General features: G+C 62.1%; 16 protein-coding genes. All 16 read left to right on the forward strand.

The genetic code is table 11. The features are described from left to right. Positions 1 to 210 precede the first annotated feature (210 nt). The 16 genes from ACN8M7_RS13805 to ACN8M7_RS13880 all read left to right on the forward strand — a co-directional run bounded on the left by ACN8M7_RS13805 (position 211) and on the right by ACN8M7_RS13880 (position 20,212). Positions 211 to 1,290 carry a flagellar basal body P-ring protein FlgI gene (locus tag ACN8M7_RS13805; RefSeq protein WP_490261169.1) on the forward strand — a complete coding sequence of 360 codons (1,080 nt, stop codon included), beginning with the start codon at positions 211 to 213 and terminating at the stop codon, positions 1,288 to 1,290. A 14-nt stretch (positions 1,291 to 1,304) separates the two neighbouring features. After that, positions 1,305 to 2,489, forward strand: coding sequence for a flagellar assembly peptidoglycan hydrolase FlgJ (gene flgJ / locus ACN8M7_RS13810; RefSeq protein WP_490261122.1), 1,185 nt, complete (start codon positions 1,305 to 1,307; stop codon positions 2,487 to 2,489). Positions 2,490 to 2,498: 9 nt separating this feature from the next. Next, positions 2,499 to 4,544: a flagellar hook-associated protein FlgK gene (flgK, locus tag ACN8M7_RS13815; protein WP_490261123.1), complete on the forward strand. Its 2,046-nt coding sequence runs from the start codon at positions 2,499 to 2,501 to the stop codon at positions 4,542 to 4,544. A 68-nt stretch (positions 4,545 to 4,612) separates the two neighbouring features. Continuing rightward, the gene (locus tag ACN8M7_RS13820) at positions 4,613 to 6,301 is read left to right on the forward strand and encodes a flagellar hook-associated protein 3 (RefSeq protein WP_061241476.1); all 1,689 of its coding nucleotides are present in this window, start codon (positions 4,613 to 4,615) and stop codon (positions 6,299 to 6,301) included. 197 nt (positions 6,302 to 6,498) lie between these two features. Further along, entirely contained in the window at positions 6,499 to 7,269 is a 771-nt protein-coding gene (rfbF, locus tag ACN8M7_RS13825) for a glucose-1-phosphate cytidylyltransferase (RefSeq protein WP_490261124.1), read from the forward strand. Continuing rightward, the gene (gene rfbG, locus ACN8M7_RS13830; RefSeq protein ID WP_490261125.1) at positions 7,260 to 8,327 is read left to right on the forward strand and encodes a CDP-glucose 4,6-dehydratase; all 1,068 of its coding nucleotides are present in this window, start codon (positions 7,260 to 7,262) and stop codon (positions 8,325 to 8,327) included. The genes rfbF and rfbG overlap by 10 nt, the downstream gene beginning before the upstream one ends. After that, the gene (rfbH, locus tag ACN8M7_RS13835) at positions 8,320 to 9,642 is read left to right on the forward strand and encodes a lipopolysaccharide biosynthesis protein RfbH (protein WP_490261126.1); all 1,323 of its coding nucleotides are present in this window, start codon (positions 8,320 to 8,322) and stop codon (positions 9,640 to 9,642) included. Before rfbG ends, rfbH begins: the two co-directional genes overlap by 8 nt. Beyond that, entirely contained in the window at positions 9,642 to 10,334 is a 693-nt protein-coding gene (locus tag ACN8M7_RS13840) for a sugar phosphate nucleotidyltransferase (RefSeq protein WP_061241464.1), read from the forward strand. Before rfbH ends, ACN8M7_RS13840 begins: the two co-directional genes overlap by 1 nt. Beyond that, a complete protein-coding gene (locus tag ACN8M7_RS13845) occupies positions 10,331 to 11,695 on the forward strand; it encodes a GHMP family kinase ATP-binding protein (protein WP_061241461.1) in 1,365 nt (454 codons plus the stop codon). The genes ACN8M7_RS13840 and ACN8M7_RS13845 overlap by 4 nt, the downstream gene beginning before the upstream one ends. Further along, positions 11,692 to 13,605 carry an N-acetylneuraminate synthase family protein gene (locus ACN8M7_RS13850; RefSeq protein ID WP_490261127.1) on the forward strand — a complete coding sequence of 638 codons (1,914 nt, stop codon included), beginning with the start codon at positions 11,692 to 11,694 and terminating at the stop codon, positions 13,603 to 13,605. Before ACN8M7_RS13845 ends, ACN8M7_RS13850 begins: the two co-directional genes overlap by 4 nt. Continuing rightward, positions 13,598 to 14,794, forward strand: a complete 1,197-nt coding sequence (locus tag ACN8M7_RS13855) for an FkbM family methyltransferase (RefSeq protein WP_061241456.1) — start codon at positions 13,598 to 13,600, stop codon at positions 14,792 to 14,794. The genes ACN8M7_RS13850 and ACN8M7_RS13855 overlap by 8 nt, the downstream gene beginning before the upstream one ends. Before the next feature lie 5 nt (positions 14,795 to 14,799). Then, entirely contained in the window at positions 14,800 to 16,590 is a 1,791-nt protein-coding gene (locus ACN8M7_RS13860; RefSeq protein ID WP_490261128.1) for a thiamine pyrophosphate-binding protein, read from the forward strand. A gap of 2 nt (positions 16,591 to 16,592) precedes the next feature. After that, positions 16,593 to 17,474, forward strand: coding sequence for a sugar phosphate isomerase/epimerase family protein (locus ACN8M7_RS13865; RefSeq protein WP_490261129.1), 882 nt, complete (start codon positions 16,593 to 16,595; stop codon positions 17,472 to 17,474). After that, positions 17,471 to 18,526 (forward strand): Gfo/Idh/MocA family protein, encoded by a 1,056-nt coding sequence (locus ACN8M7_RS13870; RefSeq protein ID WP_490261130.1) that lies wholly within the window; start codon positions 17,471 to 17,473, stop codon positions 18,524 to 18,526. Before ACN8M7_RS13865 ends, ACN8M7_RS13870 begins: the two co-directional genes overlap by 4 nt. Continuing rightward, positions 18,519 to 19,349 carry an SDR family oxidoreductase gene (locus ACN8M7_RS13875; RefSeq protein WP_490261131.1) on the forward strand — a complete coding sequence of 277 codons (831 nt, stop codon included), beginning with the start codon at positions 18,519 to 18,521 and terminating at the stop codon, positions 19,347 to 19,349. The genes ACN8M7_RS13870 and ACN8M7_RS13875 overlap by 8 nt, the downstream gene beginning before the upstream one ends. Further along, on the forward strand, positions 19,343 to 20,212 hold the full coding sequence (locus ACN8M7_RS13880) for a class I SAM-dependent methyltransferase (protein WP_061241443.1): 870 nt from the start codon (positions 19,343 to 19,345) through the stop codon (positions 20,210 to 20,212). The genes ACN8M7_RS13875 and ACN8M7_RS13880 overlap by 7 nt, the downstream gene beginning before the upstream one ends.

Below are 20,212 nucleotides of genomic sequence, written 5' to 3' on the forward strand. Positions count from 1 at the left end.
GTGCTGTTCAATCGTCTGTCTCACTGGTATGCGCGAGTGACGGCTGGCGGTTCTGCGCGCAAGGCTTTTACCGTCACCTCGAGCGCCAAGCGAGGCGCGCGATTTGATCGTCTCGAGTCGGCACAGGCAGGGGCGTGCCGTCGGCAGTTCGCCGTTGCTCATCGTGGCTATCGCCATCGCGGTGCCAACGATTGGCTGCTGCTGGCGACCATGCTCGCGTGCATGCTGCTGAGCCTGCCGACCCAGGCCGAGCGCCTGAAGGATCTGGCGTCGATCCAGGGTGTGCGCAGCAACCAGTTGATCGGTTACGGCCTGGTGGTCGGTCTCAATGGCAGTGGCGACCAGACCACCCAGACGCCATTTACCGTGCAGACCTTCAACAACATGCTGGCCCAGTTCGGCATCAAGGTGCCGCCAGGCGGCAACGTGCAGTTGAAGAACGTCGCAGCGGTGTCGGTGCATGCTGACCTGCCGGCGTTCGCCAAACCAGGCCAGACCATCGACATCACCATTTCCTCCATTGGTAACGCCAAGAGCCTGCGTGGCGGCAGCCTGCTGATGACGCCGCTCAAGGGCATCGACGGCAACGTCTACGCCATCGCCCAGGGCAACCTGGTGGTCGGTGGCTTCGATGCCAGCGGCGCCGATGGTTCGCGCATCACCGTCAACGTACCGTCCGCTGGCCGTATTCCGGGTGGCGCCACGGTGGAGCGTCCGGTGCCGAGCGGCTTCGATCAGGGCAACACCCTGACCCTCAACCTCAATCGGCCCGACTTCACCACGGCGAAGAACATCGTCGATCAGATCAACGACCTGCTCGGCCCAGGCGTCGCGCAGGCCATCGATGGTGGGTCGATTCGCGTCAGTGCGCCGCTCGATCCCAATCAGCGTGTCGATTACCTGTCGATCCTCGAGAATCTTCAGGTCGAAGCCGGCAAGGCAGTGGCCAAGGTCATCATCAACTCGCGCACCGGCACGATCGTGATCGGCCAGGACGTCAAGGTCCAGCCGGCCGCCGTCACCCACGGCAGCCTGACCGTGACCATTACCGAAGACCCTATCGTCAGCCAGCCCGACGCCCTGTCCGGCGGGCAGACTGCAGTGGTACCCCGTTCGCGCGTGGGCGCCGAGCAAGAAGCCAAGCCGATGTTCAAGTTCGGCCCGGGCACCAGTCTCGACGAGATCGTCCGCGCGGTTAACCAGGTGGGCGCGGCGCCTTCCGACCTGATGGCCATCCTGGAGGCGCTCAAGCAAGCCGGCGCTCTTCAGGCTGACCTGATCGTGATCTGAGGAGGATCGCCGATATGGATTCCCGACTCTCAGCCGGCCTGCTGGCCGGTGGCAAAAGCCCGGTCGATAGCGGTGCTTTCACCGACCTGAACCGCCTCAACCAGTTCAAGGTGGGCGGTGATACCGAGCAGAACATCCGCAAGGTGGCTCAGGAGTTCGAGTCGCTGTTCATGAACGAAATGCTCAAGGCCATGCGCTCGGCCAACGCCGCGTTCGGCGAGGGCAACTTCATGAACAGCAACGAGAGCAAGACCTATCAGGACATGCATGATCAGCAGTTGGCCGTAACGCTCTCCAAGGAAGGGCGCGGCATTGGTCTGGCCGATGTGCTGGTGCGGCAGATGTCGAAGATCAAGCATCCGTCCAGTCGTCCCAATCCCTTCGCGCAGATCGAACAGCCGGTTGCCGCGACAGGTGAGGCGAAAGCCGACAAGGTCGCCAACAGCGAAGGTTTCCGTGATGACGTGGCACTGCTCAACCGTCGCCGCCTGGCGGTGCCGGGCAAGCTGGCCGATCGCCTGTTGGCCGGCATCGTGCCGTCGGCGGGGGAAGGCGAGGGCAAGGCACTGGCAGGTAATGACTGGATTCCGGCTCAGGCCAGTGCTGCACCCAAGGCGCCAGGTCTGAGCTTGGCCAACAGCGATGCCTTGACCGGCCGGCGCATCGCCCAGCCGCCGCTGGCGCCGGGCAAGGCGGCGTTCAGCTCGCCGCAGGAATTCGTCGCCACCATGCTGCCAATGGCGGAGGCTGCAGCCGAGAAGATCGGCGTTGACCCGCGTTATCTGGTGGCGCAGGCCGCGCTGGAAACCGGCTGGGGCAAGTCGATCATTCGCACTGGCGATGGCCAGAGCAGCCACAACCTGTTCGGCATCAAGTCCCACAACACGTGGGATGGCGAGTCGGCTCGCGTGCTGACCACTGAATACAAGGGCGGTAAGGCGGTGAGGGAGGCGGCCAACTTCCGCGCCTACGACTCCTATGCGCAAAGCTTTGACGACTACGTCAGCTTCCTGCAGAACAACGGTCGCTATGAGAAGACGCTGAACGTCACCGAGAACCCGGAGCGTTTCGTCAAGGAGCTGCAGCAGGCCGGTTACGCCACCGACCCGAACTATGCGCGCAAGATCTCGCAGATCGCCCGCAAGATGCAGACCTATCAGGCAATCGCCGCTGCCGATAGCGCCACCACAAGGACTTGAGGTTGAACCATGGCTGACCTACTCAATATCGGCCTCTCCGGTCTTGCCGCCAACAAGACCTCGCTGGCTGTTACCGGTCACAACATCGTCAACGTCAATACACCTGGCTTCTCCCGTCAGGATTCGGTGCAGGCCACGCGCACGCCGCAATTTAGCGGCGCCGGTTACATCGGCTCGGGCACCACGCTGGTGGACGTGCGGCGCATCTATAACGAATTCCTGACTACCCAGGTGCGTAGCAGCACGGCCCTGAACAGCGACACCAAGGCTTATCTGAGTCAGATCAATCAGCTCGATTCGTTGCTGGCGGGCAGCACCACGGGGATTACCCCGGGCTTGCAGAAGCTGTTCTCCGCGCTGCAGACCGCGGCGGAGGACCCGGCGAACGTACCGGCACGGCAGTTGGCCCTGTCTGAAGCCGAAGGTCTGGCCAAGCGCTTCAACACGGTCTACGACCGTCTGTACGAGCAGAATGCCTTCATCAACAAGCAGTTGTCGGCGGTTACCGATCAGGTCAACCAGCTGGCCACTTCGATTGCTGGTTACAACGACGCAATTGCCATCGCGGCGTCCAATGGTCAGGCACCGAATGACCTGCTCGATGCCCGTGAAGAAGCGGTGCGCAAGCTGTCCGAGTTCGTCGGTGTGACCGTCGTTCCGCAGGACGACAACAGCTACAACCTGTTCATCGGTTCCGGCCAGCCTCTGGTTGTAGGCAGTCAGGCCTCTCGAATCGAGGTGGTGCCGGGGCAGGCTGATCCGCTGCGCCACGAGATTCAGTTCGTCAGTGGCAACTCCCGGCAGAACGTCACTTCGTTGATCACCGGTGGCGAGATGGGGGGGCTGCTACGTTACCGCGAGGACGTACTGGACACTTCACTCAATTCGGTGGGGCGTCTGGCGCTGTCGATCTCCGATCAGATCAACCGACAGCTGGGGCAGGGGCTGGATCTCAATGGTCAGTTCGGCAACGAGCTGTTCCGTTCGATCAATGATCCCGCACTGCTCAGCCAGCGTAGCCTGGCACGTGTGGGCAACAGCGATCCTAACGCCAACCTCAACGTCACCATCACGGACACCACGCAGCTGACCACCAGCGACTACGAGGTGCAATTCACCAGTGCCACCGAGTACGTGGTGCGGCGCCTGTCCGATGGCACGCAGTTCCCGACCACGCCGGCAACCTTCGATATCACCACCGTGCCGGCACCTGAGATAGACGGCTTTTCCCTGGGCGTGGCCAGCGGCACCTTTGCCGCAGGCGACCGCTTTCAGGTAATGCCGACCCGCAACGCCGGTCGTGATGTCCGTGCGGACATGAAAAACGCCGAGGAGCTGGCCTTCGCTGCGCCGCTCAAGGCCGAAACCAGCCCGGCCAATATCGGTACCGGCAAGATCACTCAGCCGAAACTGCTGACCGAAATCGATATCTACGACCCGGCTGCCCAGGCAGATCTGGAAACCAGCCTGCGTAATGCGCCACCACTGCGCATCGTGATGGGGGCTGGCGGTGGAGCGACCCAGAGCTACGACGTGGTCGACATCAACGGCAACGTGATCGACACCGGCAGCATCGTCCCCGGGCAGGACAACGCGCTGACCATCAGCGTACCGGCCAACCCGCCTGGGATTCCTACTGCGTTCGACTACCAGGTGACCATCAGCGGTCGCCCCTCGGGTGGCGACAATTTCTCTGTGTCGTTCAACACCAATGGCGTGTCGGACAACCGTAACGCGTTGAACCTGGTCAACCTGCAGAACAAGTCGGTGATTGGCATCAATCCGGCAGCGCCCACAACCACCGGTTCCAGCTTTTCCGACTCCTACGGTGACCTCGTCGAGCGAGTCGGTACGCTGACCAGTCAGGCGCGCGTGGACGGTGAAGCGACGGGCGCGATTCTCAAGCAGGCCACCGATAATCGTGACTCGGTGTCTGGGGTCAACCTCGATGAAGAAGCGGCCAAACTGATCCAGTTCGAACAGTACTACCAGGCATCCGCGCAGATCATTCAAGTTGCGCGTAACCTGTTCGATACTCTGATCAATACATTCTGATAGTCACCTTCCCGCGTTCGGGAGTGTGCGGCCTGTGCTGATGACAGGCGTTGCAAGAGGCAAGCCCCATGGTCATGCGCATCTCATCCATCCAGGCATTCAACAACGGCGTTTCCGGCCTGGGGCGCAACTATTCGAATCTGATTCGCACCCAGGAGCAGATCAGCAGCGGCAACCGCATTCTCACTCCGGCAGACGACCCGGTGGCATCGGTACGTCTGCTGCAACTCGAGCAGCAGCAGGCGGTGCTCAAGCAGTACAGCGACAACCTCACCGCCGCCAAGAACAGCCTGACCCAGGAAGAGACCACGCTCAACTCGGCCAATACCGTACTGCAGCGCGTGCGCGAGCTGGCAGTGCGCGCAGGCGGTGGTTCGCTATCGGCGGAAGACCGTAACTCCATCGCCAAGGAACTATCCGAACGCGAGGCCGAGTTGCTCAACCTGATGAACAGTCGCAACGCCCGCGGCGAGTATCTGTTCTCCGGCTTTCTGGGCAAGAACGAACCCTTCGTGCGTAACCCGGACGGGACCTACTCCTACTTCGGTGACGAGGGGCAGCGCAGCCTGCAGGTGGCCAGCTCCACCAGCGTGGCGATCAACGACAACGGCAAACGCCTGTTCGAAGACGTCACCAATGCCAACCGTGTGGCTAACGGCAACGGAGTCAATAACCCGGCATTGCCATCTCCTCCCTTGCCGGCAACCACCATTCCTGCGGTGCCGGCTGCCGACCAACGCGTCTTCATCTCGCCGGGGCTGGTCGAGGACGAGCGCGCCTTCAATTCCGATTTCCGTAATGGCGAGCCCTATTCGCTGGCCTTCGTCAGTGGTACCGAGTTCCGTATCTACGATGCCAGTGGTGCGGACGTCACCTCCGAGATTCCGGGGGGCGGCAAGATTGATCCGCTGGTCAACGGCGGCAACGTCATCAATTTCCGTGGTATGCGTTTTCAGCTCGATGTGGTGTTGAAAGAGGGCGACAACGAGCTGGATCTCGATAACCTGCTGGCCGATATTCAGCCGCCTGCCACCGCTGGCACGCCAGGCATCGGTACGCACAGCTTTACCCTGCAGTCGGCGCCCACCGAGTTCGCGGTGACACGCGCCTCTACCAACGGTTCGGCAGCCGTGGTGGCTGGCGGCAACATCGTCAACCAGGCCGTGTTCGACAGTCAGTTCCCCACGTCCGGAGTGGTGCTGCGTTTCACCGATGACACCAACTACGAGGTCTATGCCCAGCCGGTCGGCCCCAATAGCCCGGTGTTGACCACCGGAACCGTTACCGCTCCGTATCCTGCCACCTTCGCTGTATACGGGGCTGAGTTCAGCATCTCCGGTCCCGCCGCTGCCGCAGGTGGCGACGAGTTCGGTGTGCAGCCGCAGTTCCAGGAGCAGCGCAGCATCCTCAACACTATCTCCCGTCTGCGTCAGGCTCTGGAGTCTTCACCGACTTCGCCGGCCGGCAACCTGGCTGTTCGCGATGAAGTCGCCATCGCCCTGAAGAACCTCGACAACGGCATGGGCAACGTACTGGAAGTGCAGACCGAAATCGGCGCGCGCCTCAACCTGATCGACACCACCAGCGTCGACAACGAGGATGTGACACTGGTGAACAAGTCGGTACAGGCCGAGCTGCGCGAACTCGACTACGCCGAGGCGTTGTCGCGCCTGTCGTTTCAGACCATCGTGCTCGAGGCGGCGCAGCAGAGCTATGTGAAGATTGCCGGGCTTAATCTGTTCAATCAGTTGCGTTAGCTAGCCGCTTTCTCCTCAAGGCTGTTACGCTCGCGACCCCGGGCGGGAAGCCTGCCGAGATTCGTCGCTCGTTTTCCGTCTCTTCATACGTGTGCCGGTCTCGTCTGGCGGTGCGGCATGCATTTTGCTCTTGCGGTTCGTAAGAGTGGGATAAGGTCAACGAATTGTCGGTCAGTACGGACGACCTGGGCGAATCTATGAAAACAGTCATTCTGGCCGGTGGGTTGGGTACGCGTATCAGCGAAGAGTCTCACCTGCGGCCCAAGCCGATGATCGAGATAGGTGGCAAGCCGATCATCTGGCACATCATGAAGATCTACTCCCATTACGGCATCAACGACTTCGTGATCTGCCTGGGCTACAAGGGCTATGTGATCAAGGAGTATTTCGCCAACTACTTCCTGCATATGTCGGACGTGACCTTCGACATGGCAGAAAACCAGATGCACATTCACAACCGCCATGCCGAGCCGTGGCGTGTGACCCTGGTCGATACGGGCGAGAGCACCGCTACCGGTGGCCGCCTCAAGCGTGTACGCGAGTACCTGGGCGACGAGACTTTCTGCCTGACCTACGGCGACGGCGTCGCCGGCATCGACATTCCGCAACTGATCGATTTCCACCGTGGCCACGGCAAGCTGGCCACTGTGACGGCCGTGCAGCCGCCCGGGCGTTATGGCGCGCTTGATGTGCACGGGCAGCGGGTGCAGGGCTTTCAGGAGAAGCCTCAGGGCGATGGCGGCTGGATCAATGGCGGTTTCTTCGTTCTCGAACCAGGCGTGTTCAATTACATCGAAGGTGATGAAACCACCTGGGAATATGAGCCGATGCGCCAATTGGCCGAGCAGGGTCAGCTCATGAGCCATCTGCATCGTGGCTTCTGGCAGCCGATGGATACGCTGCGTGATCGCGTATTGCTCGAAGAACGCTGGAAGAGCGGTCAGGCGGAGTGGCGTGTATGGCCGTGAATGCGGCGTTCTGGGCCGGTCGCCGAGTCCTGTTGACCGGGCATACCGGCTTCAAGGGTGGCTGGCTGGCGCTGTGGCTGCAGGAACTGGGCGCCGAGGTCTGTGGTTACGCCCTGCCGGCACCTGCTGAGCCATCGCTCTGGCAAGTCGCCGGTCTGGCGCGGCGTGTGCCCGGCACCCTGGCCGATATCCGTGACGCTCAGCGCGTTGCCGAGGTCGTTGCGGCTTTTCGCCCGGAAATCGTCCTGCACCTGGCGGCTCAAGCACTGGTGCGTGAGTCCTACCGCGCACCAGCCGAAACCTACGCCACCAACGTTATGGGTACGGTCAACCTGCTGGAAGCGGTTCGTTGCTGCGACAGCGTGCGCGCTGTACTGGTAGTGACCAGCGACAAGTGCTACGAGAATCGAGAATGGCTCTGGCCGTACCGCGAAAGTGACAACCTTGGCGGGCACGATCCCTATAGCAGCAGCAAAGCCTGCGTGGAGTTGCTGTGCGCGTCTTGGCGCGAGTCGTTCCTGCGTGAGTCCGGTATCGCACTGGCCACGGCGCGGGCCGGCAATGTGATCGGCGGTGGCGACTGGTCGGCAGATCGCTTGTTGCCCGACATTTTGCGTGCCTGGCAGGCCGGGCGGTCACTGACGCTGCGTTACCCGCAAGCCGTGCGCCCCTGGCAGCACGTACTCGAACCGCTGCATGGCTATCTGTGCCTGGCGCAGGCGCTGGTCGAGCAGGGCGAGGCGGTGACCTCGGCATGGAACTTCGGCCCCGACAACGAGGGGCTGGTCAGTGTCGGCGAACTGGTCGAGCGACTGGCCCAGCACTGGCCAGGCCAGGCGTCCTGGACGGTTGAAGCGGCTGAGCAACCACACGAAGCAGGCTTGCTTGCGCTGGACTCCAGTCAGGCGCGTACTCGTCTGGGCTGGCGGCCACGCTGGACTTTGCAGCAGGCCATCGAACGAACCCTCGACTGGCACCAGGCCTGGCAGACCGGCGAGGACATGCAGACATTCAGCCGCGCCCAGATTGCGGCCTATCAAGGCGAAATCCATGAGTGAACAGACGGCGCAAGCGCTACGTCAGCAGATAACCGAGCTGGTGGAGCGTTATGCCGAGCTGCAACTGGCACCTGCTGCCTTCGAAGCTGGCCGCGATGCCGTGCCGCCATCGGGCAAAGTGATCGGTGCTGGCGAGCTGAAAAACATGACCGAGGCCGTGCTCGACGGCTGGCTGACCACCGGGCGTTTCAACGAGGCTTTCGAAAAGCGTCTGGCCCGGTATCTCGGGCGCCGCTGCGTACTGACCACCAACTCCGGCTCCTCGGCCAATTTACTGGCGTTCTCCGCGTTGACCTCGCCGCGTCTGGGCGAGCGAGCGATTCGCAAGGGCGATGAAGTGATTGGTGTGGCAGCAGGCTTTCCCACTACGGTCAACCCGATCTTGCAGTTCGGCGCGGTGCCGGTGTTCGTCGATATCGAACTGGGCACTTACAACATCGATCCGGCTTTGATCGAAGCCGCCATCGGCCCGCGTACCAAGGCGATCATGCTTGCCCACACGCTGGGCAACCCGTTCAACCTCAAGGTCATCCGCGAGCTGTGTGATCGTTATGGCCTGTGGCTGATCGAAGATTGCTGCGATGCCCTCGGTTCGACCTACGAAGGTCGCCAGGTGGGTAGCTTTGGCGATCTGGGTACGCTCAGCTTCTACCCCGCGCATCACATCACCATGGGCGAGGGGGGGGCGGTTTTCACTGACTCGCCGTTGCTAAAGCGCATCGTCGAGTCGTTTCGCGACTGGGGGCGTGACTGCTATTGCGCGCCCGGCGAGGATAATACCTGTGGCAAGCGCTTTTGCTGGCAACTGGGTGACTTACCGGAAGGCTACGACCACAAGTACACCTACTCGCACCTGGGCTACAACCTTAAGATCACTGACATGCAGGCCGCCTGCGCACTGGCGCAGATGGATCGCCTGGATGACTTCATTGCCGCGCGCAAGCGCAATTTTGCCTGGCTCAGCGAACGCTTGGCCGGCTGCGCCGACCAGTTGATCCTGCCGCAGGCAACGCCTGGCAGTGATCCCTCGTGGTTCGGCTTCCCGCTGACCCTGCGCGATGGTTGCGGTATCGAGCGGGTCGGGCTGTTGCGTTATCTGGATGAGCAACGCGTGGGTACGCGCCTACTCTTCGCCGGTAACCTGACGCGTCAACCCTACATGCAGGGCCAGGTGTACCGCGTGTGCGGTGAGCTGACGATGACCGACAAGGTGATGCGTGACACCTTCTGGATCGGCCTGTGGCCGGGGCTGTCCGAGGATCATTTGGAGCACGCCGCGCGCAGCCTGGAAACCTATGTGCGGAGGCTGCGCTGATGCGTGCCTACGTGCTCTGTGGCGGTTTCGGCACGCGCTTGCGCAGCGTGACGGACGCCCAGAAGGCGCTGGTGCCGGTACACGGCGAGCCTTTTCTGGCGCGCGTGTTGCGCCAGTTGGCGCGGGCCGGCGTCAGCGAGGCGGTACTCTGTGCTCACTACCGGGCCGAGCAGGTCGCTGAACAGCTGGCAGATCTGGCGCGGGACGCCGGACTGCACCTGCTGCTGGTGGTCGAACCCAGCCCCATGGGGACGGGCGGTGCACTGCTCAATGCCTTGCGCGAGCAACCGCCGCAGGGACGCTATCTGGTGCTCAACGCCGATACCTTTGTCGATGCCGATGGTTACGCGCTGATGACGCAGGGGCATGGCAGTGCGCTGCTGGCTGTGCGGGTGGATGACCGCAGTCGCTACGGCAGCCTGGAGGTCGATGCGTGTGGCCGGTTGCGTGCGCTACTGGAGAAGGGGCGCGAAGGACCAGGCTTGATCAATGCAGGCGTCTACGCTTTCACCTGCGAAACTTTCGCGAGCGCTACCGTGCGGGCGTGTTCGATGGAGCAGGAACTGTTGCCCGATTTGCTGGCCCGCGAGACCGTGAGCGTCATCGAGTATTGCGGTCGCTTCATCGACATCGGTACGCCGGAGTCGCTTGAGCGCTATGCCAATGATTTTCGGATGGAATCTCGATCATGAGCGTGCTCGTACAAACCCTCAGCATCCGCGAACGGCAGAGCATCCTAGACGCGGTCGAATGCATCGAGGCCGGCGCCCTGCAGATTGCCTTCGTGGTGGACGAGCACATGCGATTGCTGGGGGTCGTGACCAACGGAGATGTGCGCCGCCATCTGCTGCAAGGCGGTAAAACGGACGAGCCAGTGACCGCCTGCATGAACGAGGAGTTTCGCTCGGTGCAGGTTGGCGTGCCGCGTGAGGATCTGCTCAAGGCATTCGACCTGGGCTACATTGCCTTGCCGGGTTTGGACGAGCAAGGCCGCCTGGTTGAGGTGTACACCCGGCAGATGGCCGCCAGCGCCGAGGTGCCTGTCCTGGCGCGTGCTCGCGCACCGGTGCGGATGAGCTTCTGCGGCGGCGGTGCCGATCTCACCTATTTCTTCATCGACCACTCCGCGGCGGTGCTCAGTTGCACCGTGGGGCTGTATGCCCATGCCACGTTGATCCCACGTGACGATGGGTGCATCAGCATCTTCGCTGAAGACCTGAAACGCGAAGAGCATTACAGCTCCCTGGCCGAGTTGCTGGCCGCGCCGGAGAAGAGCCTGCTGGCCACCATCGTCGCGGTGATCAAGCCCAAGTATGGCTTCGATCTCTACCTGCGTTCGGACTTCCCCGTTGGCTCTGGCCTGGGCGGCTCATCGGCGGCCACCACCGCGACCATCGCCGTGTTCAACGAGCTGCGTCAGGATCGCTGGAACACTTACGAAATCGCCGAGCTTGCATTCCAGGCCGAGCGCCTGTGTTTCGGTATCGCCGGTGGCTGGCAGGATCAGTACGCCTCGGCGTTCGGCGGTTTCAACCTGATCGAGTTCGAAAATCAGCGCAATCTCGTGCACCCGATTCGTCTGGAAGACGCCATCCGCAATGAGCTGGAGTCCTGCTTGGTGCTGTGCGACACCGGTATCTCCCATGACTCCGGGCGCCTGCACGAACTGCAGCGCGAGGAAATCGAGGCCGAGCTGTCGCAAACCGAACTGCTCAGCGCCAGCGTCACCCTGTGCCGGCGCATGCACCACTTTCTTATCCGGGGCGAGCTCAAGGCGTTCGGCACCTGCCTGGATGAAGCCTGGCAGTTGAAGAAGCGTTTTTCCTCGGCCATCAGCGATGGCCGACTCGACGACATCTATGCAGCCGCCCTGGCTGCTGGGGCCTGCGGCGGCAAGCTGCTGGGCGCTGGCGGCGGCGGTTTTTTCCTGTTCTACGTCCAGCCCCAGCACCGCCAGCGTGTGATCAACGCCGTCGGCGCGCTGGGCTGTCAGACCCAGAACTTCCGCTTCGAATCGAGCGGCGTGACCTCATGGCGAACGAAAATCCAATGACCCAATTTCACATTGACGGCTTCGCGCTTGGCGGCGAGCGCGTCTACGTCATCGCCGAAGTCGGCAACAATCACAACGGCTCGCTGGCGCTGGCGCGGCAACTGGTAGACGCGGCTATCGAGGCCGGTGCCGATTGCGTCAAGTTTCAACTGCGCAACCGAGACGCTCTGTACCGCCGCAAGGCCGATGGCTCGCGCGCCGAGGATCTGGGCGTCGAGTACATTCAGGACTTGCTGGACAAGGTGGAACTCAGCCTCGACGAGCACCGCGAGGTACGCGCCTATTGCACGCAGAAGGGCATCACCTACCTGTGCACGCCGTGGGACGAGCCCAGTGTCGATGCACTGGCCAGCTTTGACGTGGCGGCGTTGAAGATCGCTTCGGCGGATCTGTGCAACCCCTATCTGATCGCCAAGGCCGCCAGCCTGGGCAAGCCGCTGATCCTCTCCACTGGCATGTCCTTCGAGCACGAGATCGTGCGCGCCATCGAGCAGCTCAAGGCGCTCGGCACGCCGTTCGCTTTGCTGCATTGCAACAGCGCCTATCCGGCGCCCGAGTCGGATATCCAGCTTGGCTATCTGCGGCGCTTGCAGGAGCTACATGGCTTGATCGGCTACTCCGGGCATGAGCGTGGTATCGCCATCACCCTCGGCGCCGTGGCGCTGGGCGCCAAGCTGGTGGAGCGCCACATCACCCTGGATCGGGGCATGGAGGGGCCGGATCACCTGGCCAGTCTGGAGCCGGGCGAGTTCCGCCAACTGGTCGACGGCATCCGCCAACTGGAGCTGGCATTGCCCTGGCAGGGCCCAGGTCGCCATGCCAGCCAGGGCGAGCTGCTCAACCGCGAAAACCTCGGCAAGAGCGTGATTGCCGCCTGTGACATCGCCCGTGGCACCGTCATGGAGGCGTCGATGCTGCGCATCGCCAGCCCTGGCCAGGGCTTGCCGCCGTATCGCTTGCCGGAGCTGCTGGGCAAACCGGCTGGGCGCGATATCGCCCTGGGCGATTTTCTCTTCGACAGCGACCTGAGCGAGCAGGCCCAGGAGCAGCGTCTGGCGTTCGAGCTGCCTATTCGCTGGGGCGTGCCGGTGCGCTATCACGACTTCCTAGATTACCGTCGGCGGATCAACCCGGATCTGTTCGAGTTCCACCTGTCCTACCGTGACCTCAGCCTCAAACCACAGACGTTTCTCGCCGAGGTCGACTGTTCGCGCCTGGTGGTGCATGCGCCGGAGCTGTTCGAGAACAGCGAGTTACTGGATCTGGCCTCGGATGATCCGATCTATCGCCAGCGCTCGATCGATAACCTGCAGCGTGTGGTGGACGCGACCCTGCAGATTGGTGAGTTCTTCCCCAACGCCGATGCGCGTTTGATCGTGGCCAACATCGGTGGCTTTTCCGCCGACGAGCCGCGTCCGCTGGCCATGCGCCCTGAACTCTACGAGCGCTTCCACGGAGCCTGCCGCCAGGTGGATTTCGCCGGAACCGAACTGATCCCGCAGAACATGGCGCCGTTCCCCTGGCACTTCGGCGGTCAGCGTCACCAGAACATCTTCATGATGCCCGAGGAACTGGCCGCCCAAGCGCGTGAGCACGGTCTGCGCCTATGCCTGGATCTGTCGCACCTGCAAATGACCTGCTTCCACTTCGGTCTCGATTTTCAGCAAGCGCTGGCTCTGCTGCTGCCGCATTCTGCGCACCTGCACGTGGCCGATGCCAAAGGCACCAACGGTGAAGGCGTGCTGATGGGTACCGGCGACATCGACTGGCCGGCCACTTGGGCGCAGATTCGCCAGCATCCACAGGTCAGCTTCATCCCCGAGGTTTGGCAGGGGCACAAGGATCATGGCGCAGGGTTCTGGTCGGCTTTGCGTTACCTGCAATCACTGCGAGGCAGCAGCCATGCATAGCGAAACCCTCACGCAGCGCCTGGAGCGACTGCTCGCCGAGCCGCTCGACGCGGTGCGCAGGCGACAGGAGCAAACCCTAGATTGTTTGCTCGGTGGGCTGGATCAGCCATTCATCCTGTTCGGTGCCGGCAACCTGGGGCGCAAGGCATTGGCCGTGCTGCAGGCTATGGGTGTCAAGCCAGAGGCCTTCATCGACAACAACCCCGCGTTGTGGGGCACGCAGATCGAGCGGGTGCCGGTGTTAGCACCCGCTACGCTGGCCCAGCAATGGCAGGGGCCGCTGCCGGGCGTGATCGCGACCATCTGGTGCGGCGAAGCGACCGACCGCATGATCGACCGCCTGGGCCCGCTGCAGGCTCTGGGTTTCGAGCGAATCGCTCTGTTCGGTCATCTGGCCTGGCGTTATCCGCAGAGCTTTCTGCCGCATTATTCCCTGGATTTGCCAGAGAAGGTGCTGGCTGATGCCAAGCGCATCCGCACGGCCTTCGGCTTGCTGGGGGACGATGAATCGCGACGCCTGTTCGTTGACCACATCGAATGGCGACTGTTTCTCGACTACAACCTGCTGCCACCTGCAGCGCCGCAGGCGATCTATTTCGACCGCTATTTCAGTAACGAATACGCCGATGAGGTGGTGTACGACATCGGTGCCTTCAACGGTGACTCGGTGTTGGGCTATCTTGAAAGTGGTCGGCCCTTTCACGAAATTCATTCGTTTGAGCCCTCGTCAAGCAACTATCAGGCTTTGCTCAATACCCTGCTGCGTCTGCAAGGCCGCGGCAGTTTTCATGCCCACCAACTGGCGGTAGGGGATGCTTGCGGTGAGGTACTGATCGAGGCCCAGGGCGGTCCGGCCGCACGCGTGGGCAGTGGTAGTGAGCGGGTCACGGTGACCACGCTGGATACGCTTTGCGAGCGTATCGCGCCGCCCACCTTCATCAAAATCGATATCGAAGGTTTCGAGCCGCAGTGTCTCGAAGGCGGGCGCAAGCTGATCATTGAGCGACAGCCGCTGATTGCGGTGTGCGTCTATCACGAGCAGAACCATCTGTGGACGATCCTGCTGCAACTGCACGCCTATCAACCGTGCTACCACTTCCGTCTTGGTCCGCATCTAGCCGAGGGGTGGGATCTAGTGCTCTATGCCGTTCCCAATGACCGACTTCCCCAGCATTCTTTTGCCGAGTGATCCCTATGCGTGTCGCCGATTACATCTTCGATTTCATTGCCAACCAGGGCGTCGGCCATGTTTTCTTCCTGCCGGGTGGCGGGGCCATGCACCTCAACAACGCCTTGTTTCGTCAACCGCGACTGATTGCCGTGAGCATGCTTCATGAGCAGGGTGCGGCGATTGCCGCCGAAGGCTACGCGCGCACCAGTGGTAAATTCGGTGCCTGCCTGGTGACCTCCGGGCCGGGCGCAACCAATGCCATCACCGGCCTGGCCGGTGCCTGGTTCGAGTCGACTCCGGCGCTGTTCGTCTCCGGACAGGTCAAGCGTGCCGACCTCAAGGGCGATAGCGGCCTACGCCAACTCGGTACTCAGGAGCTGGATATCGTCAGCGTGGTCACGCCTCTGACCAAATACGCGGTATCCCTGCTTGATCCGCTGCGCGTGCGCTATGAGTTGGAGAAGGCGCTGCACCTGATGCTCAGCGGTCGCAAAGGCCCGGTGTGGCTGGATGTACCGCTGGATGTGCAGGCCACCGAGATCGCACCGGAGCAGCTTTTTGGCTACACGCCTGAGGTGGATACGCAGCCTTTGGCTCCCGACGACTCTGCTGTTCAAAGACTGGTGCAACGCTTGCGTCAGGCTAAGCGCCCCGTGCTACTGGTGGGTAACGGCGTGCATGCCGCCGGTGGCGAGGCAGCCATGCGCGAGCTGATCGAGACGCTGGGGCTGCCGACGCTGACCACCTGGATCGGCGCCGATCTGCTCGAATACGAGCATCCGCTCTATGTTGGCCGTTGTGGCACCGTGGCCCAACGTGGTGCCAACTTCAGCGTGCAGAACGCCGACCTGGTCTTGGCCATCGGTTGTCGCATGGACTTTTCCATCACCGGCTTCAATCGCAGCCACTTCGCGCGCCAGGCCGAGATCGTGGTGGTGGACATCGACCCGGCGGAAATCGCCAAGCTGGGCGACATGCCGGACGAGCACTTCATCTGCGATGCGCGCGCGTTCATGCAGCGCCTGCTGGTTACCAACGGACCGCAACCGCTGGGCTGTCAGAACTGGCGCGAGCGCTGCCAGGCCTGGAAGGCGGCTTACCCTGTCGTGCTGCCCGAGTACCGCCAGCCCAGCGACTACGTGAACACCTACGTGTTCAGCGAAACCCTATCCGAGGCCATGGCCGAGGGCGACCAGATCATCCCCGGCAGTTCCGGCGCCGCGCTGGACACCTTCTGGCTGTCGGTGCGCCTCAAGCGTGGCCAGCGCGCTGTGGCGACCGGTGGGCTGGGGTCGATGGGCTATGGCCTGCCGGCTTCCATCGGTGGCTGCCTGGGTAGCGGCAGCCGACGTACCATCTCGGTGGATGGCGACGGCGGTTTCGTCATGAACATCCAGGAGTTGGAGGTGGTGCGCCGCCTGCGCCTGCCGGTCAAGTACTTCGTGCTAAACAACAACGGCTATGCCTCGATCCGCGCCTCGCAAGGTGGTTACTTCAAGCAGACCATCGGTTGCGACCCGGACTCCGGGCTGACCCTGCCGGACATCTCAGGCCTGGCCGCAGCCTTCGGCCTGCCGGTATGCCGTATCGATGGCAAGTCCGACCTGCGTCAGGCCATTGACGAGGCGCTGGCGCTTGAAGGCCCGGTGCTCTGCGAGGTGATGGTCGAGCCCGATCAGGCTATCGGCCCGCGCATCACCTCGAAAATCGGCCAGAACGGCGCCATGGTTTCCAGCCCGCTGGAAGACCTTTTCCCCTTCCTGGAGCGCGACGAATTGCGCGCCAACATGCTGATTCCGCTGGTGGACGAGTGATGATGAGCGACTACCTGAGCCAATACGCCGACGCCGGTCTCTACACCATGCAGGGGCGTTTGGGCGCACCGGAAGAAGGGCGCTTCCAGTCCTTCCCGCGTCAGGGCTGGCGCCTGGAAATTGCTCGCGCCGCCGAGATCGGCCTGCGCGGCATCGAATGGATCTATGACCTGTTCGGCGAGGGCGCCAACCCGCTGGAAACGGCGCAGGGGCGTGAGGAGCTGCGTGGTCTGCTGGGCCAGCACGGTGTCGCCGTGGTGTCGATCTGCGCCGACTATTTCATGGATCGTCCGCTGCTGCGCTGCAGCCAGACCGAGAACGCCGAGCTGATCGAACGCCTGCAGTGGCTGCTGAGCATCTGCCCGGAAATGGGCGTGGGGCGCGTTGTATTGCCTTTCGTCGACGCCTCGCGCATTCGCGACGAAAACGAGCGCGACCAGGTGGTGGCCAACCTGCGCCAGGTGCTGCCGCAGGCCGAGCGTCATGGCGTCGAGCTGCATCTGGAAACCGACCTGGCGCCGCAGCCGTTCCGTAAACTGCTCGACCTGCTCGATCATCCCCTGGTCAAGGTCAACTACGATGCCGGCAACAGCGCCTCGCTGGGCTATCGCCCTGAGGACGAATTCGCCGCTTATGGCACGCGCGTCGGCAGCGTGCACATCAAGGATCGCCGCCTGGGTGCTACTACCGTACCGTTGGGGCAGGGCGATACCGATTTTCCCAGCTTGCGCGAGCAACTGATCCAGTACGGCTACCGTGGCGACTTCGTCCTGCAAGTCGCCCGTGGCGAGGCCGGTGACGAACCGAACTGGCTCGCCTGCATGGCAGCACTCGCATCCGACTGGCTGCGTGGCACGGCCCTCAATGAGAGAAAAACATCGTGAAGATTCTGTTCTGTGGCCTGGGTGGCATCGGCCAGCGCCATTTGCGCAACCTGCGCCAACTGCTCGGTGATGAGCTGCAGCTGCATGCCTACCGCGTGCGTGGCCAACGTATCAAGCTGCGCGATAACCTGACCGTCGACGAAGGCGCCGACCTCGAACGCGACTATGCCATCGTCGTGCATCACGATCTGGCCGAGGCCCTGGCGGAAAAGCCGGCTGCCGCCTTCATCTGCAACCCAAACTCGCTGCATGTGCCGGTGGCACTGGACTGTGTACGTGCTGGTGTACCGGTGTTCATGGAAAAACCGCTGGCCAGCGATCTTGCCGGTATCGATCAGTTGCTGGCCGAAGTGGAGCAGCGCCGCCTGCCGTTCCATGTCGGCTACAACTTCCGCTTCCACCCCGGTTTGCAGCGCCTCAAGGCTCTGCTTGACGACGGTTTCTTCGGGCGCCTGCTGAGTGTGCGTTCGGAGATCGGCGAGTATCTGCCCAACTGGCATCGCTACGAGGACTACCGGCAGATGTACGCCGCGCGTGCTGATCAGGGCGGCGGGGTGATTCTGTCGCAGATTCACGAGATGGATCTAATCTACTGGTTCTTCGGCCTGCCACGCAGCATCGTCACCCATGGCGGCCAACTCAGCCATCTGGAGATCGACGTCGAAGACACCGCCTCGTCACTGATGCGCTGCGACGGCGCCACGGGTAGCTTCCCCATCCTGCTGCATCAGGATTACCTGCAACGCCCGCCGGTGCGCTGCTTCAAGATCGTCGGTGATGCCGGCTACGCCGAGATCGACCTGTTGGCCAACCGCTTGCGCGTTTACGGCGCCGAAGGCGAGCTGAGCGAGGAAAACGACTTTCCCGGTTTCGTGCGCAATGACATGTTCCTGGCCCAGGCGCGGCATTTCCTCGACTGCGTGAACGGCTCGGCTACGCCGCAGGTCAGCCTGCACGACGGCTTGCAGAGTCTGCGTCTGGCATTGGCGGCCTTGCGCTCGCTGAAAGAGGGCAGGGAAGTGGCGCTGAGCGAGGTGAACGTGCATGGCTAGCGTGGACAGCCTGTTCCGTCTGGATGGCCGTGTGGCCGTCATCACCGGTGGTGCGGGGCTACTGGGTTATCAGCATGCCGCGACCATCGCCGGGCTCGGCGGAATCCCGGTGCTGCTGGATATCAATGGTGAAGCCCTGGCCGCCAACGCCGCCAGGTTGGCCGAGGAAACCGGCTGTCAGGCGCCGACCTACGTGGTCGATATCACCGACCTGCAGGTACTTGAAACCATTAAGCAGCAACTGTTAGCCAAGCATGGTCGGGTGGACATCCTGATCAACAATGCCGCACGCAACCCCAAGGTGGAGAGCGCCGGTGACAAGGACTTCTCTCGTCTCGAGCACTTCCCCTGGGAGCAGTGGCAGCTCGACCTCAATGTCGGCCTGGGCGGCGCGTTCAACTGCGCCAAGGTCTTCGGCGCGCAGATGGCGCGGCAGGGGCGCGGGGTGATCGTCAATATTGCCTCCGACTTGGGCGTGATCGCGCCAGATCAGCGTCTGTACCGGGTCGAAGGGCGCGAGGCCGAGCAGCAGCCGGTCAAACCAGTGACTTACTCAGTGGTCAAGCATGGCCTGATCGGCCTGACCAAGTACCTCGCCACCTACTGGTGCGAGCAGGGTGTGCGTTGCAATGCGCTCTCGCCTGGCGGTGTCTACGCCGGGCAGAACGATGTGTTCGTCAGCAAGCTCACGCAACTGATCCCGCTGGGCCGTATGGCAGCGGCTGACGAGTACCGGGGCGCCATCGCCTTCCTGTGCTCGGATGCCTCCACCTACATGAACGGCGCCAACCTCGTGATGGACGGAGGGCGTAGCACATGGTGAGCCGTGAACTGATCGCCCGGCATTGCATCTGCTGCGGTAGCGATCAGTTACGGCGTTCACCTGCGGTTCTAATGCCCTTCATCGCTCACCGTGTTTTCGGCCACGAGCCGGTGGAAATTACCGAGGAGTGGGGGTTGCGCGATTTGCTACCTGGCATGGCTTATACCCTGTGCAGTTCGCTGCAGTGCCAGCATTGTGGTGTGTTGTTCCTCGACTATCGCTTTACCGAGGAACAAATGGCGGCGCTTTACCATGGCTATCGTGATGAGATTTATACCCGCCAACGTAATCATTACGAACCGGGTTACGCCGCAATTGCTGACCATTATCAGCAGCGCGAGGCATACATTCGCGATGTCGAGTCATGGCTGGCTCCGCACTTGCCGCCGCGTCCAGTTGTGCTCGACTGGGGCGGTGGCAGCGGATTGAACACCCCGTTTCTCTACCAGGGCGGCAAACTGCATGTGCACGATATTTCCGCCGTGGAACTCATGCCCGGTGTCGAACGTGTGAATACTTCGCAACTTGCAGCACAACGCTATGACCTGATTGTTTGTAGCCAAGTACTAGAGCATGTGCCATTTCCATTGGATTTGATCAAGCAGATTCTTCCGGCTTTGCATGAACAGACGCTGGTGTACTTGGAAGTACCGCATGAAGCACTGATGCGTGAAAATCCCGGTAGTCTTGAATTGGCCGGGCTGAAACGTCATTGGCATGAACATGTCAATTTCTTTACTCAGCAGGCGCTGCATAGCTTGCTCGACAGTACAGGATTGGTACTGGTCGATAGCCATTTGTTAACTATCGATCTGGGGTGGCGGCAAAGTCAGGTGATGGGTGTGCTGGCGAGGTACCCCTGA

The organism is Pseudomonas spartinae, assembly GCF_965197125.1.
Taxonomy (GTDB): domain Bacteria; phylum Pseudomonadota; class Gammaproteobacteria; order Pseudomonadales; family Pseudomonadaceae; genus Aquipseudomonas; species Aquipseudomonas composti_A.